At 41.4% G+C, this 17,899-nt stretch carries 16 protein-coding genes; 11 read left to right on the forward strand and 5 right to left on the reverse strand.

Going from position 1 to position 17,899, the window contains the following annotated elements; translation table 11 throughout:
• Positions 1 to 6: 6 nt before the first annotated feature.
• Positions 7 to 555, forward strand: coding sequence for a helix-turn-helix domain-containing protein (locus AACX38_RS17065; protein WP_099121782.1), 549 nt, complete (start codon positions 7 to 9; stop codon positions 553 to 555).
• 53 nt (positions 556 to 608) lie between these two features.
• Here AACX38_RS17065 and pyk read toward each other — a convergent pair whose 3' ends face one another.
• Both pyk and AACX38_RS17075 read right to left on the reverse strand, forming a co-directional pair.
• A complete protein-coding gene (gene pyk / locus AACX38_RS17070; protein ID WP_099121781.1) occupies positions 609 to 2,051 on the reverse strand; it encodes a pyruvate kinase in 1,443 nt (480 codons plus the stop codon).
• A 185-nt stretch (positions 2,052 to 2,236) separates the two neighbouring features.
• Positions 2,237 to 3,085, reverse strand: coding sequence for a MurR/RpiR family transcriptional regulator (locus tag AACX38_RS17075; RefSeq protein WP_099121780.1), 849 nt, complete (start codon positions 3,083 to 3,085; stop codon positions 2,237 to 2,239).
• A gap of 393 nt (positions 3,086 to 3,478) precedes the next feature.
• On the opposite strand from AACX38_RS17075, the gene zwf reads away from it, so the two are divergent.
• From zwf to mdtI, 3 genes are all read left to right on the forward strand, one after another.
• Positions 3,479 to 4,954 (forward strand): glucose-6-phosphate dehydrogenase, encoded by a 1,476-nt coding sequence (zwf, locus tag AACX38_RS17080; protein ID WP_228863183.1) that lies wholly within the window; start codon positions 3,479 to 3,481, stop codon positions 4,952 to 4,954.
• Between the two features lie 512 nt (positions 4,955 to 5,466).
• Positions 5,467 to 5,823: a multidrug/spermidine efflux SMR transporter subunit MdtJ gene (mdtJ, locus tag AACX38_RS17085; protein ID WP_099121778.1), complete on the forward strand. Its 357-nt coding sequence runs from the start codon at positions 5,467 to 5,469 to the stop codon at positions 5,821 to 5,823.
• Between the two features lies 1 nt (position 5,824).
• A complete protein-coding gene (mdtI, locus tag AACX38_RS17090; RefSeq protein ID WP_099121777.1) occupies positions 5,825 to 6,157 on the forward strand; it encodes a multidrug/spermidine efflux SMR transporter subunit MdtI in 333 nt (110 codons plus the stop codon).
• Between the two features lie 94 nt (positions 6,158 to 6,251).
• Here the strand turns inward: mdtI and AACX38_RS17095 are convergent, their stop codons facing one another.
• Positions 6,252 to 6,596, reverse strand: a complete 345-nt coding sequence (locus AACX38_RS17095; RefSeq protein WP_099121776.1) for a RidA family protein — start codon at positions 6,594 to 6,596, stop codon at positions 6,252 to 6,254.
• A gap of 389 nt (positions 6,597 to 6,985) precedes the next feature.
• Here AACX38_RS17095 and AACX38_RS17100 point away from each other — a divergent pair, with 389 nt between their 5' ends.
• From AACX38_RS17100 to AACX38_RS17110, 3 genes are all read left to right on the forward strand, one after another.
• Positions 6,986 to 8,902 carry an ATP-dependent DNA helicase gene (locus AACX38_RS17100; protein ID WP_228863184.1) on the forward strand — a complete coding sequence of 639 codons (1,917 nt, stop codon included), beginning with the start codon at positions 6,986 to 6,988 and terminating at the stop codon, positions 8,900 to 8,902.
• A 64-nt stretch (positions 8,903 to 8,966) separates the two neighbouring features.
• The gene (gene tsaB / locus AACX38_RS17105) at positions 8,967 to 9,662 is read left to right on the forward strand and encodes a tRNA (adenosine(37)-N6)-threonylcarbamoyltransferase complex dimerization subunit type 1 TsaB (protein WP_228863185.1); all 696 of its coding nucleotides are present in this window, start codon (positions 8,967 to 8,969) and stop codon (positions 9,660 to 9,662) included.
• 206 nt (positions 9,663 to 9,868) lie between these two features.
• Complete coding sequence (locus AACX38_RS17110; RefSeq protein WP_228863186.1) at positions 9,869 to 10,465, forward strand: Slp family lipoprotein; 597 nt, start codon at positions 9,869 to 9,871, stop codon at positions 10,463 to 10,465.
• Positions 10,466 to 10,515: 50 nt separating this feature from the next.
• On the opposite strand, the gene AACX38_RS17115 is transcribed toward AACX38_RS17110, so the two are convergent.
• Complete coding sequence (locus tag AACX38_RS17115) at positions 10,516 to 11,682, reverse strand: MFS transporter (protein WP_228863187.1); 1,167 nt, start codon at positions 11,680 to 11,682, stop codon at positions 10,516 to 10,518.
• A 624-nt stretch (positions 11,683 to 12,306) separates the two neighbouring features.
• Here AACX38_RS17115 and fadD point away from each other — a divergent pair.
• From fadD to rnd, 4 genes are all read left to right on the forward strand, one after another.
• Positions 12,307 to 13,986: a long-chain-fatty-acid--CoA ligase FadD gene (gene fadD / locus AACX38_RS17120; protein WP_228863188.1), complete on the forward strand. Its 1,680-nt coding sequence runs from the start codon at positions 12,307 to 12,309 to the stop codon at positions 13,984 to 13,986.
• A 279-nt stretch (positions 13,987 to 14,265) separates the two neighbouring features.
• Positions 14,266 to 14,826 (forward strand): Ail/Lom family outer membrane beta-barrel protein, encoded by a 561-nt coding sequence (locus AACX38_RS17125; RefSeq protein WP_228863189.1) that lies wholly within the window; start codon positions 14,266 to 14,268, stop codon positions 14,824 to 14,826.
• Positions 14,827 to 15,302: 476 nt separating this feature from the next.
• Positions 15,303 to 16,070: a Thoeris anti-defense Tad2 family protein gene (locus AACX38_RS17130; protein WP_099121769.1), complete on the forward strand. Its 768-nt coding sequence runs from the start codon at positions 15,303 to 15,305 to the stop codon at positions 16,068 to 16,070.
• A gap of 305 nt (positions 16,071 to 16,375) precedes the next feature.
• Positions 16,376 to 17,536, forward strand: a complete 1,161-nt coding sequence (gene rnd, locus AACX38_RS17135; RefSeq protein ID WP_228863190.1) for a ribonuclease D — start codon at positions 16,376 to 16,378, stop codon at positions 17,534 to 17,536.
• Positions 17,537 to 17,628: 92 nt separating this feature from the next.
• Here the strand turns inward: rnd and minE are convergent, their stop codons facing one another.
• The gene (gene minE, locus AACX38_RS17140) at positions 17,629 to 17,898 is read right to left on the reverse strand and encodes a cell division topological specificity factor MinE (RefSeq protein WP_099121767.1); all 270 of its coding nucleotides are present in this window, start codon (positions 17,896 to 17,898) and stop codon (positions 17,629 to 17,631) included.
• Between the last annotated feature and the right edge of the window lies 1 nt (position 17,899).

Consider the following 17,899-nt stretch of genomic DNA (forward strand, 5'->3'; position numbering starts at 1 on the left):
GCAATAATGACACAGCCAATCAGCATAATTGCGAAGAGTTTAGTTCGTGAACGTGCACGAAGCGGTCTTTCACTGACGGAAGTAGCGCGGCGCGCAGGTATTGCCAAATCTACACTTTCGCAGCTGGAAGCAGGGAATGGGAATCCCAGTCTTGAAACGCTTTGGGCATTGTGTGTGGCATTAAATATTCCTTTTGCCCGTTTGCTGGAACCTCAAAGTAATAAAACGCAAGTGATTCGACGTGGTGAAGGAACTAAAGTCACGGCTGAACAGGCAAACTATCAGGCAACTTTATTGGCAACCTGTCCACCGGGCGCCCGTCGTGATATCTATTTGCTGATGACTCAGCCGGGAGCAGATCGCCTTTCAGATCCGCATCCAGCCGGTTCGGTAGAACATATTATTGTCACGAAAGGACGGGCTTTGGTGGGGCTAACAGAAGCCCCGGAAGAATTAAGTGAAGGCGATTACATCTGTTATCCGGCAGATCAGGAGCATATATTTAAGGCACTGGAACCGGATACACAGGCGATATTAGTCGCTGAACAGAATTAATATTATTTTGTTATTCTGCGCGTTTTTGAGATCGCGCAGAATAAGTATTTGCGTTATTCGACTTCAAGCACTCGGCAAGTATTGGTACTGCCGATAGTTCCCATCTGATCCCCCTGAGTGACCAGCACCAAATCGCCAGAGGCTAAGTAACCTCTGTCACGCAGACGGCTGACTGCTTCACTCGCCGCGGCAATACCATCAATGTGGCTGCTACAATAAACCGGTGTGACACCACGGTATAATGCGGTACGGTTCAGCGTTGATTCATGGCGTGACATAGAGAAAATAGGCAGACCGGAGCTGATACGTGACATCATACGTGCTGTACGACCTGATTCGGTCATGGCGATAATGGCCTTGACCCCTTTCAGATGATTGGCTGCATACATGGCAGACATTGAGATAGCTTCTTCAATACTGTCAAATGTGATATCCATCCGATGCTTGGATGCATTGATCCCCGGCATTTTTTCTGCACCCAGGCAAACTTGAGCCATTGCCGCAACAGTTTCCGCTGGATATTGACCCGCCGCTGTTTCCGCAGATAGCATAACCGCATCAGTACCATCAAGGACGGCATTGGCAACATCCATCACTTCCGCCCGTGTTGGCATTGGGTTGGTAATCATCGATTCCATCATCTGAGTCGCTGTGATTACGACACGATTCAGTTGACGGGCACGACGAATAAGTTTTTTCTGAACTCCAACTAATTCAGGGTCGCCGATTTCAACACCCAAATCGCCACGGGCTACCATGACTACATCAGATGCCAGAATAATTTCATCGATAATCTCATCACTGCTGACCGCTTCAGCACGTTCTACTTTGGCTACAATTTGTGTTTCACAACCAGCGTCCCGTGCCAACCGGCGGGCATAATTCAGATCTTCACCAGAGCGGGGGAAAGATACCGCGAGATAATCAACGCCGATTTTTGCGGCAGTGATAATGTCTTCTTTGTCTTTTTCTGTCAGTGCTTCGGCAGATAAGCCGCCACCCTGTTTATTAATACCTTTGTTATTGGAAAGCGGGCCGCCTACAGTCACTTCTGTAAATACTTTCATGCCCTGCACATCAAGTACTTTCAATTGAACTCGTCCATCATCCAGCAACAGAATATTGCCGGTTGTAACATCTGATGGCAGTCCTTTGTAATCAATTCCGACTTTTTCTTTATCGCCTTCTCCTTTGCCTAAGTTGGCATCAAGCAGGAATTTATCCCCGATATTGAGGAATATTTTCCCTTCTTTAAACGTCGATATACGTATTTTAGGGCCTTGTAAATCACCAAGGATAGCGACATGGCAACCCAGCCTGGCTGCGATTTCCCGTACTTTATTTGCGCGCAGGATATGATCTTCTGCGGTACCATGAGAAAAATTAAGGCGGACAACATTGGCTCCCGCATTGATCACTTTCTCTAAATTGTTGTCACGATCTGTAGCGGGACCAAGTGTAGTGACGATTTTAGTTCTTCTGAGCCGTCTGGACATGTATTACTCCGTTGACCTGTAAAGTATGGATGCTTGATTACCGTGAGATAACCATACAACTTTTTTGATTATCAACCCCGCAATATGTGTAATATGCATAATATTGACGGGGATAAACTTTCCATTATGCTATCAGGCTGGAGAGTTGATAAATAGTGAACAAAAACACAGTCTATTTTTATGCTTTAGTCGTGCTTATCAAACCGCGAATTGCGTAATGCTTCCTTGACTTTCTTCAAGTTATCTCTGAATTTTGAACCTCTGCGCAATGTAAAACCCGTTGCCAGCACATCAATGATGGTAAGCTGAGCAATCCGGGAAACCATCGGCATATAAATATCAGTATCTTCGGGAACATCCAGCAGAATAGAGAGAGTGGCTTCCTGTGCCAGCAGGGAACCCGTTGAGGTAATGGCAATAACTGTTGCGTCATTTTCACGGGCCAGTCTGGCCAGTTCCACCAGATTTTTAGTCCGTCCTGTATGAGAGATCAGCACGACAACATCACCTTCAGTACTGTTGATGCAGCTCATTCGCTGCATAACGACATCATCAAAATAGCTGACGGGAATGTTAAAGCGGAAAAATTTGTTCATGGCATCGTGTGCGACAGCAGCAGAAGCGCCCAGACCAAAAAAAGAGAGTTTCCTTGCCTGTGTCAGAAGGTCAACAGCACGGTTAATGGTTGTGATATCCAGATTACTCTTGACTGTTTCCAGATTAGCCATCACCGATTCAAAAATTTTATTAGTATAAGAGGTGACACTGTCACTTTCTTCCACATTGCGATTTACATAAGGAGTGCCATTCGCCAGACTTTGTGCCAAATGCAGTTTAAAATCAGGAAAGCCTTTGGTATTCAGGCGACGGCAAAAACGATTAACCGTAGGTTCACTGACATTCGCCATTTTTGCCAGAGTAGCGATACTTGAATGAATGGCAGTATTGGGTGAATCGAGAATGACCTGCGCAACCTTTTTCTCAGACTTACTCAAAACATCAAGGCTATTTTGGAGCCGTTCCAGTGTGTTCATAAGACGCAGTTAAACCTCGGTTTTAACGATTTCATTAACAGGGGAAATCTATGTAATTTTCGTGAAAATATACTACTTGTTATTGAAAGCTGGCAGAGGTAAAAGTCAATAACTTGATATTTTTCATGAAAATATGACAAACATCTAACTTTCAACTTGGTAAGATTACTTCTTATTCGTAGTAAATTTTCACCTGATTACCACTTTTCGCTGCAAATATCATTCATAATACAAGATGAAATGTAAAAATTTATACACAATGAGTCAGGTAGTAAGATTCATGCAGGCCACCATGATCGAGGAATGAAGTATTTACTGCATATAACCAAAAGAGTACATTACCTGCAATTTCTGTAAAAAAATTACAATATCCCGTAATTGAGGAGATGCAACATGGCGGTGACGTCTACAGCTCAGGCTTGTGATTTGGTGATTTTTGGGGCAAAAGGAGACTTAGCACGCCGGAAATTAATGCCTTCCCTTTATCAGCTGGAGAAAGCGGGTTATATCCATCCGGATACCCGTATTATCGGGGTTGGTCGTGCTGACTGGGATAAAAAAGCCTATATAAAGTTGGTTGAAGAAGCATTAACAACATTTATGTCCGAAAAACTGGACCCGGAATTATGGAAGAAACTCAGTTCGCGTCTGGAATTTTGTAATCTGGATGTCAACGAGACGGAACATTTCTCCCGACTGGCGAAAATTCTCAATCAGGATAAATTACCTGCCATTCATTACTTTGCTATGCCTCCAAACACCTTTGGCTCTGTCTGCCATGGGTTGGGTGTTGCGGGATTGAATAAAGAACCCAATCGTGTCGTGATGGAAAAACCATTGGGTACAGATCTTGCCTCTTCTCGTGCTATCAATGATGAAGTAGCAAAATATTTCAGTGAAAATCAGATTTACCGTATCGATCATTATCTGGGTAAAGAAACCGTACTGAACCTGCTGGCGTTACGTTTTGCTAACTCTTTGTTTGTTAATAACTGGGATCATCGCACGATAGACCATGTGCAAATTACAGTTGCTGAAGAGGTTGGTATCGAAGGGCGCTGGGGGTATTTCGATCAGGCCGGTCAGATGCGGGATATGATCCAGAATCATTTGCTGCAAATCCTGACTATGATTGCTATGTCACCTCCGTCTGATTTGTCGGCAGATCGTATTCGTGATGAAAAAGTTAAAGTGCTTCGTTCATTGCGCCGGATTGACCATACTAATGTACGGGAAAAAACAGTTCGCGGGCAATATACCGCCGGATTTGTGCATGGTAAAAAGGTTCCGGGTTATCTGGAAGAAGAAGGGGCAAACAAGGCCAGCAAAACGGAATCTTTTGTTTCGGTTCGTGTCGATATTGATGACTGGCGTTGGTCGGGTGTGCCTTTCTACCTGAGAACGGGTAAACGCTTACCGGCGAAATGCTCTGAGGTTGTAGTTTATTTTAAAGAGCCTGCATTAAATCTGTTTGCTGGTTCCTACCAGCAGTTACCTCAAAATAAGCTGACTATTCGTTTACAACCGGATGAAGGTATTGATATTGAAGTGCTGAATAAAGCACCGGGGCTGGAGCATAAGCACCGTTTACAGACAACAAAACTTGATTTGAGCTTCTCTGAAACATTCAATCAAACCCACCTTGCTGATGCCTATGAGCGCTTATTGCTGGAAGCAATGCGTGGTATTCAGGCACTGTTCGTCCGTCGGGATGAAGTGGAAGAAGCCTGGAAATGGGTTGATTCCATTATGGAAGCATGGGCGGCGGATAACGAGCCTCCAAAACCTTATCAGGCAGGAACCTGGGGACCGGTTGCCTCTATTGCGATGATCACCCGAGATGGGCGCTCATGGAATGAATTTGAATAACTAAATGTTATTAAATCTGGCCGCGTTAGCGGTCAGATCCTGCTCGCACTATCCATATATTGTTTAAGCTAACTCAAATGAGTTAAGTGATTTCATTAATTGTGTTTATTGTTTGGATATGTTAGAAATATAGCGCAATCAGTTACACCACTAATATGAGGGTTCGTAGTATATTACACAGTGATTTCCGTGTGATGAAAGAATAAAACATCATGAATAGCGCCAAAAGCGTAAAAATCCAACGTAGTACCAAAATTCAAAGCAATACTCACGTCTTATTCCTCTCAGCTATTTTATCCAGTGAACACTACTGGTGTGGTGCACTTTAGCTTCTTTTTCTCCTATTAACCGGCTTGTTCCGGAAAATTCTAGCGACTTTTTAGCCAATTATTAGTCAACTAATTATGAGCCAAAATATCAGGCTTCTTTTGATATCGCATTTTTAGGTGATGTTATTGGCATGAATAGTTTGATGTCTTGGCATGCCTATGCGGTATGTTTGGGAGAGAAAAATGATTTATTGGATATTTCTTGCACTGGCGATTGTGACAGAGGTTATTGGTACGCTGTCCATGAAGCAAGCCAGTATTTCAGGTGATTTCACCGGTATGTTTGTGATGTATTTCATGATCACAACGTCTTATATTTTATTAGCAATAGCGGTTAAAAAAGTGGCTTTGGGTGTTGCTTATGCTTTGTGGGAAGGGATCGGTATCCTGTTTATTACAGCGTTTAGTGTGTTGTGGTTTGATGAATCATTGTCACCGATGAAAGTAGGTGGGTTGTCACTGCTAATAATGGGTATTGCACTTATCAAAGCAGGTGCAAAAAAAGCACCAAAACTCCAGATGAAAGAGAAGGAGGCATAATATGCTGGCGCATTTTGAATGGTGGCATATCGCTTTTCTGATTCTGGCTGTTTGTTTAGAAATTGTGGCAAATATTTTGTTGAAACTTTCCAATGGGTTCGAGCGCTTCTGGATTGGTATTTTATCGCTGGTGGCTGTTTTAGGTGCATTCAGCGCACTGGCACAAGCGGTAAAAGGTATTGAACTTTCCATTGCATATGCGCTTTGGGGAGCATTCGGAATTATTGCCACAGTTGCGGCGGGCTGGATTATGTTTAACCAGCGTCTGAATTTTAAGGGATGGGGAGGAATTGTGTTATTGTTGATCGGTATGGTTATGATCAAAATGGCATAAATTCAGCTTAAACCTGACTGCTAAAATGGCATTGAATAAGTTAACAATTTTCAATGCCATAAATTTTATTTCAGTATTAGAATAATATTAGAGCTTAACAAGCTGCAATAATTTTGATTTCCACTTTGTATTTTGGATGCATCAGCCCAGCCTGAACAGTGCAACGTACAGGAGCATGGCCTGCAACAACCCAGTCATCCCAAGCGGCATTCATGCCTGCAAAATCGGCTTTATCAGCCAGAAAAATTGTTGCATCAATGATTTTACTTTTGTTTGAACCCAAACGTTGCAACATAGCATCAATGTCAGACAGTGTACTGGCGGTCTGCGCTGTGATATCACCATCCAGATTTTCTGGCACACTGGTATAATAAATGGTGTCGTTGTGGATAACAGCTTCTGACCAACGGGTATCTGGGTCAATGCGTTTAATAGTCATTTAATTTCCTGTCGATTGGTACAATTTTGATCCTGAATTGGCGGGTTATTGTCCCTGTAAAAGGTCTATGGAAATAAACCCATAGCACATTTATCCTGATAGGGGGTGTTCATTATTGTGATGTCATAACCTGTTGTCCAGTTCCGTCTGCAAGCTCTTTATTATTGGGATATATCAGGACGTAATGTTTGCGAGAAATGTCTGGGATTAAAGTTAATATTTATCCATTCCCTGAGTGATAAAAGAGAGCTGCTAATACATACTGTCATTTTGCGCTGTGCATCTGCAGACTAGCGGCATTTTTAGGTGAAATGAATTATCCTGATCTTAATTTCTATGTTTATATTGTGATTTTTAAATCAATCTTATTCTATTAAAAGAGACGATCTGTGTCAGACGATTTTGCAGAAAATGGCATACTTGCCAAAACCATACAGGGCTTTAAACCCCGCGATGCACAACGGGAAATGTCTTCTGCGATTACTGCGGCAATTCAAAATAAGCAACAGTTAGTGGTAGAAGCAGGGACAGGAACGGGGAAAACTTTTGCTTATCTGGTGCCTGCATTGCGGTCGGGCAAGAAAGTGATTATTTCCACGGGTTCAAAGGCGTTACAGGATCAACTCTATAGCCGGGATTTGCCTGCTATTACTGATTCGCTGGCATTTTCCGGTCGTCTGGCACTGCTAAAAGGACGTTCAAATTATTTATGCCTTGAGCGCCTTGAACAGCAATCAATCGGTGGCTCTCAACTTGAGCCAGAAACACTCTCAGAAATAATTACGCTGAAAAATTGGTCGTCACAAACCGAAGATGGTGATATCAGTACCTGCCATAAAATTGCGGAAGACAGCACTGTCTGGCCGTTGGTAACAAGCACTAATGATAACTGCCTTGGTCGTGACTGCCCGAATTATCAGGAGTGTTTTGTATTGAAAGCCCGCCGTAGGGCGATGGAAGCAGATATTGTCATCGTCAATCATCATCTGTTTATGGCGGATGCGGTTGTCAAAGATACCGGATTTGGCGAATTAATTCCGCAGGCGGAAGTGATGATTTTTGATGAGGCGCACCAAATTCCTGATATCGCCAGCCAGTATTTTGGGCAGCAGTTAAGCAGCCGACAATTACTGGATTTATCCCGGGATATCATCATGGCTTACCGCACGGAAGTCAGGGATCAGGCTCAGTTACAGAAAAGTGCGGATCGTCTGAGCCAGAGTACGCAAGATTTTCGTTTAGAACTCGGAGAAAACAGTTATCGTGGTAATCTCCGTGAAATTTTGCAGCAGCAACATATTAAGCGGGCATTGGTGCGGCTGGATGATGCACTGGAACTTTGTTATGACGTTATGAAACTGTCACTGGGGCGTTCAGCAATGCTGGATGCAGCTTTTGAACGGGCTACAATCTATCGTAACCGTCTTAAAAGACTGATTGATGTGACTGTGTCTGATTATAGTTACTGGTTTGAAAGTTATGGGCGGCACTTTTTGCTGGCTTTAACGCCTCTGTCTGTCTCTGATAAATTCAGTGAAATGATCCGTGAACAATCCGGTTGTTGGGTTTTCACATCAGCAACGTTGTCAGTTAACGAACAACTCGAACATTTCACCGCGCGTCTGGGGTTAAAACAGGCTCAAACTTTGCTCCTTCCCAGCCCGTTTGATTATCAGCGCCAAATGTTGTTATGTGTTCCGCGTCATTTACCACTACCTAATCAGAATGGTGGGGCGAAATGGTTAGCAGGTATGTTGAAACCACTGATCGAAAGTAATAAAGGACGCTGTTTTTTCCTGTGTACCTCCCATCAAATGATGCGCAGTTTGGCTGAGGAATTCCGTGCAAGTATGACATTACCTGTATTGGTACAGGGCGAAACCAGTAAGGGAAAATTATTGTCACAATTTCTCGCAGCAGGTAATGCTCTGCTGGTGGCTACCGGAAGTTTTTGGGAAGGCGTGGATGTGCGAGGTGATGCACTATCCTGTGTCATTATCGATAAATTACCCTTTACGGCGCCGGATGATCCGCTACTTAAAGCGAGAATCGAAGACTGTCAGCATAAAGGGGGAGATGCTTTCAGTGAAGTTCAGCTTCCTGATGCCGTACTTAGCCTGAAACAGGGAGTCGGGCGTTTGATTCGTGATGTTGATGATTATGGCGTGGTAGTTATTTGTGATAATCGATTAGTCATGCGCCCTTATGGTGAAGTCTTTCTCAACAGTCTGCCTCCATCTCCCCGTACCCGGGATCTGTCGAAAGCGGTGGAATTTCTTAAATCCCGTCAATCACAGTCGAAGTAAAATCTCTGGGGGTATGATAGCATAGCCCCCTTATTTCGAATTCTATTCTTGCCGGAGTTAAGGCATGTCCACACGGATTTTAGCTATTGATACTGCAACTGAAGCATGTTCTGTTGCACTTTGGAATGATGGTCTCATCGAGGCGCAGTTTGAAATTTCCCCACGGGAACATACTCAACGCATTCTACCTATGGTGGAGGCGGTATTGTCCAAAGGTGGTATAAAGTTACAACAATTGGATGCACTGGCGTTTGGCAGAGGTCCGGGTAGTTTTACTGGTGTGCGTATTGGAGTGGGGATTGCTCAGGGGCTGGCCTTAGGAGCTGAACTGCCAATGATAGGTGTTTCTTCCCTGAAAACAATGGTTCAGGGGGTATTCCGTCTTAAAAATATATCGAATGTCTTGGTTGCCATTGATGCCCGTATGGGAGAGGTTTATTGGGCACAGTATACCCGTGATGAACAGGGTATATGGTCAGGGGATGAAACTGAATCTGTGTTAAAACCTGAGCAGGTACAGGCCATTATGTCTAATTTAACAGGGGAATGGGCAATAGCTGGAACGGGATGGGAAGCTTATCCTCAATTACTGGAAAGCCATTTAACTTTAATTCCGGGAGATATGGCGTTACCTCATGCAGAAGACATGCTGCCGTTAGCCGTTCAGATGTGGAAAGAGGGCGAGGCAACCGCAGTTGAGCTGGCAGAACCCGTTTATCTACGTAATGAAGTCACATGGAAAAAATTACCGGGCCGTTAAAATTGTTCAGGTAACTTTAGGGGAGAAAGTTGCATAAATTTAATGCAACTTGTAGCGGAAACTGGTGTCCATGAAATATTGATATCCATAAAAACAGGACTGGCTATACCCACTGTCTTTCAGGTTGAATCTTAGCCAAAGAAGAGGCAATCTGAAAGACGAAGAAGTCGCATTCTCTGATTTTTCCTGTATGGGAGGTATTTATTATGCTCAATGGAACATACTGTCGGGTCATATTGCAATCTATTGTATTTATGGGGGCAATGGCACTCATCGGTTGTGCATCAGTTCCGGACTCAATAAAAGGAGCAACTAAACACCCGGAGGAAAACCTGATTAGTGTCAAAAACAAACCCGATTTATATGTTGGGCATGAAGGGCGCTTTGGTGGAAAAGTCCTAAGCGTCTTAAATGAAAAAGGACGGACACGGTTAGAAATTTCAACAATGCCACTGGCAAGTAATGCTGCTCCTCTTATTGGTGCCCCTTCACTCGGCCGGCTTTATGCTTACGTGAATTCTTTTCTGGAACCCACCGATTTCAAGAACCATTATGTGACTGTTGTCGGCTTGATTACGGGAATAGAAAAAGGAAAAGTCGGCGATAGCCCATATAACTATGTTGTGATGAATGTTAATGGTTTTAAACGCTGGCATGAAATAAGACGTATTTCATTACCACCTTCAGTAGGAAATATGTGGGGTTATTATGGTGATCCCTATTTTAATGAATGGATAGAACGTCCAGAAATTCAGTCTGCGCCTGTTGAAACTATCTTGACTGAGAAACATCCAGCCGAGTGATAAAGGTGGTCTCATATTTGTAAAAAATATGGGGCCATTTTAAATAAGTACTAAATTTTATTATTACAAGACTGGAGTCGTAAAGAAAAATATATTATAAACAAAAGGATAGTGAAAATCATGAAAATATTAATTAACTGATGAAACTCAGTTATATGAAATAAATCAAAATACATCATAAATACGCCGGTGAAACTCATTTTTAATGCACCCTGTAAAGCACTGGCAGCACCTTTGTTCTTAGTTACCTTCTCCATGCACAAAATCAATGATAAAGGTGCAGTAACACCTGATACAGTGGCTAATAAAAAAGAGAATATCATAATATTAATGGGTGTTTCTAATTTTTGTAATGAGAAAAAAATAAGGATAAAGCTATAAAATATGAGTGATAATAAATAGAGTTTTTTAGACGTTATTCTTATAAATTGCCTTCCTAACAACCATGATCCTAGAATAATTCCAGCAGAATAAATAATGAAGAATAGGCTGTTTTCTATCGGGCTGTAACCAAGTTTATGGAAAATATAAGGAGAGGTGGAGTAATAGCCTATTGTATAAGAAAAGATGAGTGATGATGCAATGCTGAATGCAATAAATTGTATATTTTTTGCCAATTGAATATATGGTGTCAGGAACGCTGATGGTTTTGGTTCCTTTTTCCTCGTTTCATCCATTATAAGTAAGGTAATAATTAGACCAACAAAATAAATAACAGCCAGTGTAAAAAAGGATATATGCCAGTTATATTTCATTTGTAGCCAGCCTCCAAAGACAGGGGCAAGAGCCGGAGATAGCTGGCTGGACATTGAAAAATAAGAAAATGCTTTTTTTAATTTTATATTTTCCTGAAAGACATCAACGATAATGGCCCTTGAGATAACAGTAAAACTAGCAGCACCAAATGCTGTGATTATTCTGGACAAATAGAGGTAACTGATTTTTTCACTATAGCCTGATAAGAACAGTCCAATAATAGAAATGGCAAATCCGATAACAATAGCAGGCTTTCTGCCATAGTGATCACTGATACTGCCATAAAAAAACTGAGAAATACCCAGTATTGCCATATAAACTACAATTAAATTTTTGATGCTTTCTTGTGAAGTATTGAGTTCTTTTAAAATAAAAGGTAGTGAAGGGTTAAAAAAATCAACAGCCATTAAACCAACAACGAGTAAAAAGCATGAAAAAAGAATTGTTTTTTGTTCGTTCATTAAAATACCTTCATTTCTACCGACTCGTACATGTAAGTTTTATTGCTAATGACAAAATACCCACCTGATTGCAGATGGACTATCAATGAATAAAATGACCTTGTCCTAATATAGTGACAAAATTATCAATACAAGATAAACAATACCGAAGCGTTTATTAGGTCAAGATGTGTACACAATGGATTTCAGAATACGTGGCGGTGGCAAGGGAGCTCATCTTAGGGAGAGTAGTTAACGCATTATTTTGTTTGAATATTAACCAGGGACATGCGAATAACCCTTAATAATTATCGGGCATTGGTTTACATTGTTTATAACTATTTGGAATAATGATATGGGTTTTCGGCAAAAATAGCTAAATCAGTGTATAATTAGTGAATTATACATCTAAATACTAGTTTTGGTATTAACTATTTGATAAATAATAAAAACATATGGGCGGCATAAGCTGCCTTATTTTTTAGCAGCGATAATGAAGTATTAAATTAGTGATGTGTATCGCCAACCTGAACAATGTTCCTTTTCAAACTGGTACGCTGAGTTAATAATTTGTTAAATACACAGGTCTGGTTTTTGTTTCATGGTCAATGGTTACACAGCAATTAGATTTCAGGAGTACTCAACTTGGAAAAAGTCTGGCTAAAACATTATCCGGCGGATGTTCCGGCAGAAATCGATCCCGATCGTTATTCATCATTGATTGAAATGTTTGAAAATGCCGTGGCGAACTATGCTGATCAGGTCGCATTTATTAATATGGGTGAGGTTCTCACTTTCCGCAAACTGGAAGAGCGTAGTCGCGCTTTTGCTGCTTATTTACAAAATGGATTGGGGCTTAAAAAAGGCGATCGTGTGGCATTAATGATGCCGAATCTGCTGCAATATCCCATTGCCCTTTTTGGTATTCTGCGTGCGGGAATGATTGTCGTTAATGTAAACCCACTGTATACCCCGCGAGAATTGGAGCACCAACTGACTGACAGTGGTACTTCGGCTATAGTCATTGTCTCTAATTTTGCTCATACCTTAGAAAAAATAGTTTTCAACACTCCGGTCAAACATGTCATTTTGACTCGCATGGGTGACCAGTTATCCCGTCCAAAAGGGACTCTTGTAGATTTCGTCGTAAAATATATTAAACGGCTTGTTCCGAAATACCATTTGCCGGATGCAATTTCATTTCGCAGCGTTATCCACAAGGGTTATCGCATGCAGTATGTCAAACCAGAGGTAAATAACGAAGATTTGGCATTTCTGCAATATACTGGTGGCACAACAGGTGTGGCAAAAGGAGCCATGCTAACCCACCGGAATATGTTAGCGAACCTTGAGCAGGTGAAAGCCAGTTATGCACCGTTGTTACGCCCAAGACAAGAACTGGTTGTCACGGCGTTGCCGCTATACCATATTTTTGCTCTGTCTATAAATTGTCTGCTGTTCACTGAATTGGGTGGCCGGAACTTATTGATTACTAATCCACGTGATGTGAACTCAACGGTTAAAGAACTTTCCCGCTATAAATTTACCGCATTGTCTGGCGTGAATACGTTATTTAATGCCTGGGTGAACAATGCGGAATTCCAGAAACTGGATTTTTCTGCATTACGTCTGGTTGTCGGTGGTGGTATGGCAGTGCAGAGTGCCGTTGCGGATAAGTGGCAAAAACTGACAGGCTGCCATTTAGTGGAAGGATATGGCCTGACTGAGTGTGCACCTTTAGTGGCTGCCAACCCATATAATCTGGATCACTACAGTGGCAGCATTGGTTTCCCGATTCCTTCAACAGATATTAGATTAATGGATGACAGTGGGAATGAAGTTCCTATGGGAGAGGCTGGTGAAATGTGGGTTCGTGGGCCTCAGGTAATGAAAGGTTACTGGAATCGCCCTGATGCAACAGCTGAGGTATTAAAAGATGGCTGGCTGGCAACAGGGGATATTGCCAATCTGGATGAAAAAGGCTTCCTGCATATTGTTGATCGGAAAAAAGATATGATTCTGGTTTCCGGTTTCAATGTCTATCCGAATGAAGTGGAAGATGTTGTTTCATCACACCCCAAAGTGTTGGAGTCAGCGGCAATCGGTGTTCCGAGCGAAAACTCAGGTGAAACGGTTAAAATCTTTGTTGTTCGTAAAGATCCGAGTTTAACTGAGGATGAACTTAAAACACACTGCCGCCGCTATCTGACCGCCTATAAGGTGCCGAAAATTATCGAATTCCGTAATGAATTACCGAAATCGAATGTAGGTAAAATTCTTCGTAAAGAACTGCGTAAAGAAGAAATAGCAAAAGCAGAAAAATAGATTAGAGAGTGTTTAAAAAGGCAATGTTAATTGCCTATTACATGAACAACGCCGGTTTTTACCGGCGTTGTTGTATATTACTGATATTCCGACTTACAAATTAACGAGTTGTAATCTGTTAAAAAGTTATTTTTGTTGTTAAGGCAATAGCTTCGTTAACTTGTAGAAAATTACATCAAATACAACGCATTAATTCAATTTTTCATAAAGCACAAAAAGACAAGAATAATATTTTCTGTATAATGCTTTTGCTTCATTAATTGCATTAAGGGAATAATAATGAAAAAAATAATTTTAACTTCGTTAGTTACTTTGGGACTATCAGCGGTTTCAGTAGGTGCATATGCTGCGGGTGAAAGTACAATTTCAGCAGGTTATGCGCAGAATAGTATTAAGCTTTACGGTGAAAAACCAAAAGATAATCCAAAAGGCTTTAACGTCAAATATCGCTATGAGTCCGATGATAATTGGGGTGTAGTGGGTTCATTTGTATATACGCATCAAGGATATGAATATCGTGATCGCGGTTTCAAGGTAGGTGACTCCAGTGTAAGTTACTACTCATTAACAGCAGGGCCATCCTATCGCATCAATGATTATGTGAGTGTTTATGGTTTGGTTGGTGCAGGTCATGGTGAAGCGGAGTACAGCTATCTGGAGCGGACACGCTGGGGATTAAGGAGTGAAAGTGGAAGTGGAAGCAAAACTGAACTTGCTTATGGTGCAGGTTTTCAGGTTAATCCGATCCCTAATATAGCTATTGACGCATCATACGAATATACAAAACTTGATGATGTTAAAGTTGGTACATGGATGGTCGGTGTTGGTTATCGATTCTAAAATTTTTAAATTTTAGAATAAACTGCCTCTGACTTTGAGATATTCTTTAGAGATCATAGGCAGGTTTTATAAACAGGTATGGCATTAATTTTTTGAATTAACTGAATAACTACTATTTAGATAATCAATATATTAATTATGTCATACCTTTTTATGGTCAGGAGTTATTGGGTGAAAATTAAGGCTATTAGAAGCCATGAAGGTATACCCTGTTTTATATTAAAAATCTTCAGAAAATAATTACTATCTGGCTAATAGTAGATCTAGCATGTTTCAGCACTAAACTTCAAATATACAACTCACTTAATCAGTCACTCGACAAACAGACATATATTATAATACAGCACCTTATTTTAATGCGTATTGATTCTGTTATAGGTTATTCAATTGAGATAAAAATCCGTCCTAAGTAATATTAACCAGCTGGTTAGCAGTAGGATGAAATGACCTTTAACGAATAATAAAGTGAGGTGTTTATGTCTGAAGTTAATAAGCTGGATAATAAAAAATGCCCGTTTGATCTTGATAAATATCAGATGAAAATTGATAACCTTGCTCCAGAAGGTTCTCTGCCGTGGGCAATAATTCAGGTGTATAAGGGAGAGATAGTAGCTCGTAGTGAGTGGGAAGCACCTGAAGAGTATATAGCGTTGACAGTTCAAAGTCCTGACAGCGCCGCTCATATTGTTAAACATGATAAATATGGCACGTCAGATTGGGTACCTATACAGGAAGAGTTGATGGCTTGTGATTGGAAATTGCAGGTGCTAACACCAAAGCCACAGCCAGCTGATTGTATGTTATCATTTTATCTTGTAGTGGGGACTGGCTCTTTTTCTAATAAGGATCAGTTGTGGGGTTATCTTGCTGATGCTGAGTTTGAACCTATGGGGGAGCATTTAGGGCCTTTCGGTACTCTGAGTAATTTCCAGAATAAAACAGATATCACAAAATTTTCGTTGCTTGTCTGGGATGGTAAGCAACAGAAGATTTTTATTCGGGCCTCTTCGGATAACAATCAACAAGGTTATCAGAAGATGGTGGAATTATTTAAGAAAAGCCTCACGATAAATGTGAGCGGTATCGATTATCAATTGGGTGGTAGCACCGATAACCATTTATATGGTAAGCATGAGTTTGAGTTTATTGGCGCGTATGGTAACGATGATGCCCAAAGATTGGGTAATCTGCTGCAACACCAAAACGCAGGTGATTTATTTCCCTATTGTTTCAACTGGAAATAGCCTGCCTGAACCTACCTTCTGAATTTTAGGCTGCGCTTCGGTGTGGCCTTTTTCGTATTTGCAGTAATCAAGTCAGCGTTTACAACTCAGAGTGATCTGGGTGGTCAACACCTATCTCCTCAACAAGCGTTTTAAAGATTTTTCTGATATTCCTCAGTGTAAATTTTTCAAAGTTGTGGCAAGTGGAAGGTATGTTTAATACTATAGAAACAGCTATCTGAGTAAAGAATATTTAGAGATTTTACTGTGTGTACATGATTGTGTGCATGTTTATGTTTTAATAGTATATATGGTTATATAAGACAATGTATTTAAAGGATACTTTCCTAAATAATTGTAATTATCAATTGATTACCTCCGATGCCCAGTTACAGTCCATCTGTGATCGGGCCAAACAACATGCAAAAATTGCGCTGGATACAGAATTTGTACGCACAAGGACATATTATCCCCAATTAGGCTTGATTCAACTGTTTGATGGGGAAGAACTTTCTCTGATTGATCCCCTTGAAATTTCTCAATGGCAGCCTTTGTGCGAATTACTGACTGATCCGAATGTCGTAAAATTCATTCATGCTGGCAGCGAAGATTTGGAAGTTTTCTGGAACAGCTTTCAGTGCATGCCGACTCCGATCATAGATACTCAGGTATTGGCGGCGTTTATTGGGCATCCTTTGTCGTGCGGGTTTGCAACACTGGTTTCAGAATATTTGCATGTAGAACTGGATAAAAGTGAATCGCGTACCGATTGGCTGGCTCGTCCTCTCAGTGAAAAGCAATGTGAATATGCGGCGGCGGATGTTTATTATCTCTTGCCTCTGGCTGGTATTCTGATGACAGCCACAGAGCAGGCGGGTTATATGGACGCAGCAAAAGATGAAAGCGAACTGATTGTACAGCGTCGCAAAGAGATCTTAATGCCGGAGTCTGCATACAAAGATATCAGCAATGCCAACCAACTACGCCCAAGGCAATTAGCCTGTTTAAAAAAACTGGCTGCATGGCGTTTAAATCAGGCTCGTGAGCGGGATTTGGCGGTTAATTTTGTTATTCGTGAAGAAAACTTGTGGCAGGTGGCGCGTTATATGCCAGCTTCACTGGGCGAGCTGGATGCTTTGGGTTTAAGCGGGCAGGAAATTCGTTGTCATGGGCGTCGGTTACTGGCAATGGTGGCAGAATGCCGGGATCTTTCAGATGAAGAATGCCCTGAATTAATTAAAAACTTAGTTGATTATCCTGAATATCGTAAAGCGTTTAAAGAAATAAAATCATTGATAAATACGGTCAGTGAACCACACCAGTTTTGCGCTGAATTATTGGCATCCCGCCGTCAGATTAATCAATTACTCAGTGCTCACTGGAAACTGAAATCATCAGCAAATCTACCTGAGTTATTACGGGGCTGGCGGAATAAACTATTGGCTGAACAGATTACTGAAATATTAGCTGATTACCCAGTTCAGTGATTCATTTGTCGGAACTGAAATCGGGATGTATAAACATCCCGATTACTTTCGGGAAATCACACGCTTAAATTAAATAGCGCCATTTGATAGCGTTATTTTGGCGATTCCTCAATCTCCGGTAATGTTACATTGAGTTCCAGTACGGAGATATCATCATTCTTTTGCTCAAACTGTACAGAAAGCATATCCGGGTCAATTTGTACATATTTACAAATAACAGCCAGAATATCGCGTTTCATTTCGGGCAAATAGGCAGGCTCAGCATCACCACGGCGCCGCTCTGCCACGATGATTTGCAGCCGTTCCTTGGCAATATTGGCTGTCGGTTTTTTTCTCGACAGGAAGAAATCTAACAAAGCCATG

It is taken from the genome of Xenorhabdus sp. PB30.3 (assembly GCF_963895965.1).
GTDB classification, from domain to species: Bacteria; Pseudomonadota; Gammaproteobacteria; order Enterobacterales; family Enterobacteriaceae; genus Xenorhabdus; species Xenorhabdus stockiae.

Excerpts from the sequence above, each read along its gene's own strand:
- AACX38_RS17065 (WP_099121782.1), top strand. The coding sequence starts at position 7 with ATGACACAGCCAATCAGCATAATTGCGAAGAGTTTAGTTCGTGAACGT.
- pyk (WP_099121781.1), bottom strand. The coding sequence starts at position 2,051 with ATGTCCAGACGGCTCAGAAGAACTAAAATCGTCACTACACTTGGTCCC.
- AACX38_RS17075 (WP_099121780.1), bottom strand. The coding sequence starts at position 3,085 with ATGAACACACTGGAACGGCTCCAAAATAGCCTTGATGTTTTGAGTAAG.
- zwf (WP_228863183.1), top strand. The coding sequence starts at position 3,479 with ATGGCGGTGACGTCTACAGCTCAGGCTTGTGATTTGGTGATTTTTGGG.
- mdtJ (WP_099121778.1), top strand. The coding sequence starts at position 5,467 with ATGATTTATTGGATATTTCTTGCACTGGCGATTGTGACAGAGGTTATT.
- mdtI (WP_099121777.1), top strand. The coding sequence starts at position 5,825 with ATGCTGGCGCATTTTGAATGGTGGCATATCGCTTTTCTGATTCTGGCT.
- AACX38_RS17095 (WP_099121776.1), bottom strand. The coding sequence starts at position 6,596 with ATGACTATTAAACGCATTGACCCAGATACCCGTTGGTCAGAAGCTGTT.
- tsaB (WP_228863185.1), top strand. The coding sequence starts at position 8,967 with ATGTCCACACGGATTTTAGCTATTGATACTGCAACTGAAGCATGTTCT.
- AACX38_RS17110 (WP_228863186.1), top strand. The coding sequence starts at position 9,869 with ATGCTCAATGGAACATACTGTCGGGTCATATTGCAATCTATTGTATTT.
- AACX38_RS17115 (WP_228863187.1), bottom strand. The coding sequence starts at position 11,682 with ATGAACGAACAAAAAACAATTCTTTTTTCATGCTTTTTACTCGTTGTT.
- AACX38_RS17125 (WP_228863189.1), top strand. The coding sequence starts at position 14,266 with ATGAAAAAAATAATTTTAACTTCGTTAGTTACTTTGGGACTATCAGCG.
- AACX38_RS17130 (WP_099121769.1), top strand. The coding sequence starts at position 15,303 with ATGTCTGAAGTTAATAAGCTGGATAATAAAAAATGCCCGTTTGATCTT.
- rnd (WP_228863190.1), top strand. The coding sequence starts at position 16,376 with ATGTATTTAAAGGATACTTTCCTAAATAATTGTAATTATCAATTGATT.
- minE (WP_099121767.1), bottom strand. The coding sequence starts at position 17,898 with ATGGCTTTGTTAGATTTCTTCCTGTCGAGAAAAAAACCGACAGCCAAT.